This is a genomic window from Bradyrhizobium sp. P2_E8, assembly GCF_056403875.1.
The window spans coordinates 1-5390 of the sequence record NZ_JBFUES010000502.1 but is presented as its reverse complement, the minus strand read 5'-3'; the positions used below and the strand labels follow the sequence as shown (position 1 = coordinate 5390).

Below are 5390 nucleotides of genomic sequence, written 5' to 3'. Positions count from 1 at the left end.
GCGTTGCTGCTGGTTGCGCATGCGCCGATGCTGCTGAACGACGGCCTCTTCATGGACGACTGGCTGGTGCTCAAGCCGCGTCCGGACTTCATGATCGACATCGATTTTCTCCTGAGCGGCGCTGGCCATCCGATCTTCTTCAGCTACGACACCTTCGCCAACTGGACCGGCGCGCCGATCGCCGTGATGGTCTTGCTGGCGCTCGCCGGAATCTTCTTTGGCGCGATGTGCCTGGCTCTGACCGCAACGCGCCTCGGTCTACTCGGCCGTGCGGAGGCGGTCGGCTTCGCACTGATCGTCTGGACCTATCCCGGCTATCAGCTCTGGGCGGGCAAGGCGAACGCAGTCTACGTGTTCAGCTTTGGGTTGGTGTTCATCGGGGCATCGCTGCTCACGCTCGCCTTCAGCGCGCAAGGCATGCGGTGCGTGCTGCTCCGGTTGGCGTGTGCGCTCGTGTTCCTGCTGAGCTTTGCACTCAATTCGACGATCATGCTGTACGCATTCGTGCTTGCGGGCCTCTTCATTGCGGTATGGCGCAACGGCGACGAGGCGAAAGGCCTGATTCAGCGCACATGGCGCGCGGCCTGGTATTGCATGACCCGCTATCCGGAGCTGGCGGTGCTGCCCTTGGTCTATTGGGGCGCGCTCAGCGTCTGGTTCAAACGTACCGGCGTCTATGCGCAGCACTACAACGCTCATCTGCCGACATTCGGCGAATTGGCGAACGGATGGAAGACGTTCTTCGTCACCGGCTATTGGGACGTCGTGATCAACGCGTTCAAGATGACGATCGATGCACCCGCACCACTCGTCGTGGCTGCGCTCCTCGTCGGCGCCGGCCTGTTCCTGCTGCGCGCCGAGACAGAGCCGACAGCAACCGGATATGCGATTGCTGCGCCGCTCTCGCTCGCAGTGGTCTCGTTTCTGGTGTTATCGCTCCCTTATCTGGTCGCGGGATCACGGCCCTCCAGCTCGCACTTCTACGAGAGCCGTCATCTGCTGATGTTCGGCTTGCCGTCGGCATTGACCCTTCTTGCTCTCAAGCGATGGGTCGAACGAGCGATCGGGCCAAAGGCAGCCCTCGTGGTCGTGTTCGGATCGGGGGCGGTGCTGTCGATCGGAGTGCTGTGGAATGTCTACGTCTTCATGCAGGCGAGGACGCTGAAGCAGGAGGCCCTCGCGAACGACCTCGCCAGCCGAGCCCAGCCGGCAGCAACGGTCTTCGCGCTCGATGACGGATTTGTCGACTACCCGTCGCGCCACGTGCCGTTCGGCTTCGCCGAGGTCAGCAGCATGCTTCGCCTTGCCTGGGGCAATCAGCCCTTTGTCGGATTTTCCTTGCGTGCCGAGAGGCCGACCGTCCTCCAGGAAATCGAAGTGGCGCGGACGGCGCCGGGAAGCGCGTTCCATCATCTCGATCCGTCGGGGCCGCAGGCGACGATCTCGCTCCAGCCGGGCCCTGCGGCCGCGCCGAACCAGGCTCTGGTGCGCAAGTACTACGCATGCCGGCTGCTATCGCGCTGCGACGTTTCACAGTTTCTGCGTGAATTGGCAGAGGTCACCATCAAGCCGGGGCCGATCGCGGGAATAACGCCGCTCGATCGTTCGAAGGCGGATGCGATGCCTAGCCGCTGACGCGCCGCTTCCAGATCGCCTCGGCGAGCGCGATGTCGGCCACAGAATCTTCGCCGGAGGCCAGGGGCGTTCCTTGTTCGACGATATCGGCGACGAAAGCGTCGGCCTGACGTCGAAACGCCCAGCTCCCTTCGCGCACCAGCCGCGTGCGTTGTCCGCCCTGGTCGAGGATGACCTCTGCCTCCTGCTCGGCAAAGGGTGGGGGCAATTCGATGCTCAATGCGCCCCGCTCAAAATCGATCGTCAATCCCTCGCGCCAGGCACCTTCGGATCCATTCACGAGGTCCAGCGTGCAAGCGACGCCGTCGAAGTCGAGGGTTATGCGCGCAGCTCCCGAGTTCTCGAGGGTGCTTTCGGCGACTGCCGGCGACGGTCCGAGCACGTAGCGCGCGAGATTGATGATATGGCTGAACACGTTCAGAAAATTGTCGTAGCCAGGCCGCATCGTGCCCGGCATCCAGTCGGGACCACCCTGCCAGAGCTCGAGCCCGTCCGGACGGGTTTCGCCGGTCATGACGAAATTGTCGTGCGATCGGCCGGTGTCGCCGCCGAAGCACCAGCCTCTTGCTCCGACAACGCGTCCGAGCGAGCCGTCTGTGCGCAGACGTCTCAGTTCGGCCAGCGCGCGCGCCACGCCGGCGTCGTGACGCTTCATGTAGCCGATGCTGTAGACGAGGCGCTGTCGCCGCGCGGCTTCGACCAGCGACGCAGCCTGAACCGTCGTGTAGGCCATCGGCTTCTCCGACAGCACGTGCCGGCCGCTGTTCAACGCATCCAGCACGATCGGGCCGGTGGCGCGACGCTTGGTCACGACGACGACGGCGGATACCGCGCTGTCCGCGAGCAGCTCCCGGTGCGTGCCGTAGGTCCGTGGGATGCCGAATTTCTTTGCCGCGGCGGCCGCCAGGTCAGGCCGGAGATCGGCGATCGCAACGACGCGGCAGGCGGGATTTGCGGCGAAATTGGCGAGGTGGCACATCTGGCCGACCATGCCCGTTCCGATGATGCCAATGCCTGGCCTCACTGGCTACGATCCCTCGAAGCGCTTCCGGACGACGAGGAAATGCGCCGGCTGTCCCCAGGTGCCGATGAACGCCGGATCCGACTGGGTGAGGGCGGCAACCGCGGACGCATCCCGTCGTCCGATCGCGCTGAAGATGCGATGGAAACTGTCGAGCGTTGCCGTGATGGCTTCGACGTCGGAAGCATCGTCGGCGAGAATATCCGTCGTCAGGATCGTCTCGCGTAACGAGGCGAGGCTCGCGATCACGCGGGGCAGGCTGTCGCCGAAGGGCTCGTCGATCATTCGGTCCACATCGAGCACCAGCGCTTCGATCGAAGCCGAGATCGCGCTCACCGCGTCGGCCTGGCCGACCAGATAGAGCTTCCGTCCCCCGAGGAAGCTCAGGCGGCTGCGGTCGAGATGGCGTGTGGCGCGACGCAGCTTCTCGTCCGCCGACAGGACCTTCTTGTGCCAGTAGACGTCCAGGCTGTCGCGATAGGCGGGCCATGCCGAATGGATGTCGAATCCCTGCTCGTGCGCCGCCGTGCAGAGGGCCTCCGCATCGAGGAAGTAGCGGTGCCGCACGAACGGATTCTCGAGCACGTCCATCAGCCAGGATTCGAAGCTGCGTGTGTGCGGAATGCTGTTCCACTTCGGCTCGAACAGCAGCTTCGCCGTCTCCGGCGCGGGGCGGCCCGTCAGGGCCTTGCCGGCGGCATGGATCGCCTTGAGCGCGAGCTCGAAGAAGCCGCCATAACGTTCGTAATAGGAAACGACGGCGTAACCGTCCGGATTGAGCAGCCGGTGGAAGATGCCGAGCCATTTTTCGCTCGGCTGCACCGTGTAGATGAACCCTTCGGCGTCGATGATGTCGAAACGGCGGTCACTGCGAAACCCCTCGACGTCGGACAATGCGAGTTCGCGAAGACGTTCGGCCTGGCCGAAATGCGCGAAGTAGGCCTGGATCTTCGAGTGCGCATGCCGGTTCGGTTCGGCGAGCGTCATGTTCGCGCCCCAGCCGGCAAACACCAGCGCGTTCTCACCGGAATCAGGACCGAATTCGAGGACCTCGGCGTCGCGGAACAGCCGCGGAGGCAGCACCAGCTTGTCCACAAAGAGTTCGCGGCGCTGGCCCGCATAGGTCGCGAGTTCGGCGGCCGACTTGAAATTCCCGAACGTCGGCAGGACGTCCTGACGTTCGTAGTAGTTGAAGAGCTTGTCCTCAGCCATGCCGCGACCCTGCGGCCGCCTCGAGGCGGTCGAGCTCGCTCCAGATATCGGAGGGCGCGAAGATCGAGACGATGTGCAGCGGGCGCTTCACGTTTTCGCGCAGCCGGCTGCTGACCTTGGCTTCGTTCTCCTCGTTCACGGCAAGAAGGCAGACGAGTGCATCCGACTTGCCGGCGAGTTCCTCCGGCGAACGGATCGGAATCCCGGTGCCGGGCAGGAACAGCCCCTGGCGCTCCTTCTGGTCGTCGACCGAGAGGTCGACGAGATCAGCCAGTTCGTGCGCGTTGGTGAAGGTGCAGGCGCGGCAGCCCGCGCCGTAGATGGCGATCTCGGCACCGTTGGCGCGGGCCTTGGCGAGGATCGGGCGGAGACGCGCGCCGTACTCCCTCGCGCGCTGGCCGAATTTCTCGCCGACGCCTGCGGGGGCGGGCGGCGGCGTCACGTCGCGCGTCGCACGGCGGGCCGCGATCGCGAGGCTGCCGCCGCTGAAATTGTATTTCTTCACGGACACCGTCTCGAAACCGTGGCGCGCCAGCAGCGCGACCAGGGTCGGTTCGGTGAAATAGCTGACGTGCTCCTCCCAGAGCACCGAGAGATCGCCTGCCGTCGAACCGGGTGCGAAATCGGGCACGTCGATGAACAGCAGCCCGTCCTCCTTCAGCGCGATCTTCACGCAAGCGAAGAAGTTCTCGAAATCGACGATGTGCTCGAGCACCTGGCGCGATACGACGAGATCGAACTTGCCGGCCTGAGCGACCGCGTCGTGGGCCATCTCCGGGCTGAGCATGTCGGCATAGACCTTGATGCCGCGCTCACGGGCGATCTTGCCCGACACCGGGTTGGGCTCGACGCCGACCAAAACCTTCGCGCCGCGCTCGCGCAGCTTGTCCATGAACAGGCCGTCATTGCAGCCGATCTCGAACACGGATTGATGGCTCGAGAATTTCGCGATGGTATCGAGCTCGTCGACCTGGTGCGGCTCAGGCTTCCAGCTGCTGAAATTGTAGTTGAACTGGCGATACAGGATGTCGGGATCGATCGGCTTGACGATCTGCGGCAGACCGCAATCGCCGCAGGCGAGCACCTCGAACGGATACCGTTCCTCCTGCTCGTTCCGGCTGTGCCGAAGTCGATGCGCAATCGGCATCTGTCCGAGGTCGATGACCGGTCGCAGGTTGGTCGAATGGCAAAGGCGGCAATGGTCGGTCACTGGTTTGGCTCTGCGCAGGAATAATACGGAAATCGGCACCCTTGAGGGGTACCCAGCTTACTCAAGCCTATATAGCGGCACAGGCCGTGCCACAATTCTTAAGTTGCCCCGGGAGGGCTGTTCACAGGTCCCCTGGTCCCCTGAAGCGGTGCTCGCAGCCTTTTGTGGGCCGAATCCTCCGCCGGCTGTATTTGGCCTGCGGCGAGAGCTGGAGGTTGCAAATCGCCGGGTCGCCGAACATGCGCGGAACCAGGGCGATCGCGGTAGCGCATGACCTAGTGGCAGGTGGAGAGCTGAGCGAGAGCCGTGATG

Annotated in this window: 4 protein-coding genes; 1 reads left to right on the top strand and 3 read right to left on the bottom strand. The window is 64.1% G+C overall.

Annotation, left to right across the window (positions count from 1 at the left end; all coding sequences use genetic code 11):
• Positions 1-1635: hypothetical protein (locus tag AC1D00_RS24775; protein WP_477012462.1), on the top strand; the 1635-nt coding region annotated here is incomplete at its 5' end.
• Here the strand turns inward: AC1D00_RS24775 and AC1D00_RS24770 are convergent.
• From AC1D00_RS24770 to AC1D00_RS24760, 3 genes are read right to left on the bottom strand one after another with little or no spacing between them, the layout of a single operon-like run.
• The gene (locus tag AC1D00_RS24770; protein ID WP_477012461.1) at positions 1625-2659 is read right to left on the bottom strand and encodes a Gfo/Idh/MocA family protein; all 1035 of its coding nucleotides are present in this window, start codon (positions 2657-2659) and stop codon (positions 1625-1627) included. The genes AC1D00_RS24775 and AC1D00_RS24770 overlap by 11 nt on opposite strands.
• A gap of 3 nt (positions 2660-2662) precedes the next feature.
• On the bottom strand, positions 2663-3868 hold the full coding sequence (locus AC1D00_RS24765; protein WP_477012460.1) for a class I SAM-dependent methyltransferase: 1206 nt from the start codon (positions 3866-3868) through the stop codon (positions 2663-2665).
• Positions 3861-5078: a class I SAM-dependent methyltransferase gene (locus AC1D00_RS24760; protein WP_135178071.1), complete on the bottom strand. Its 1218-nt coding sequence runs from the start codon at positions 5076-5078 to the stop codon at positions 3861-3863. Before AC1D00_RS24760 ends, AC1D00_RS24765 begins: the two co-directional genes overlap by 8 nt.
• Positions 5079-5390: the final 312 nt, after the last annotated feature.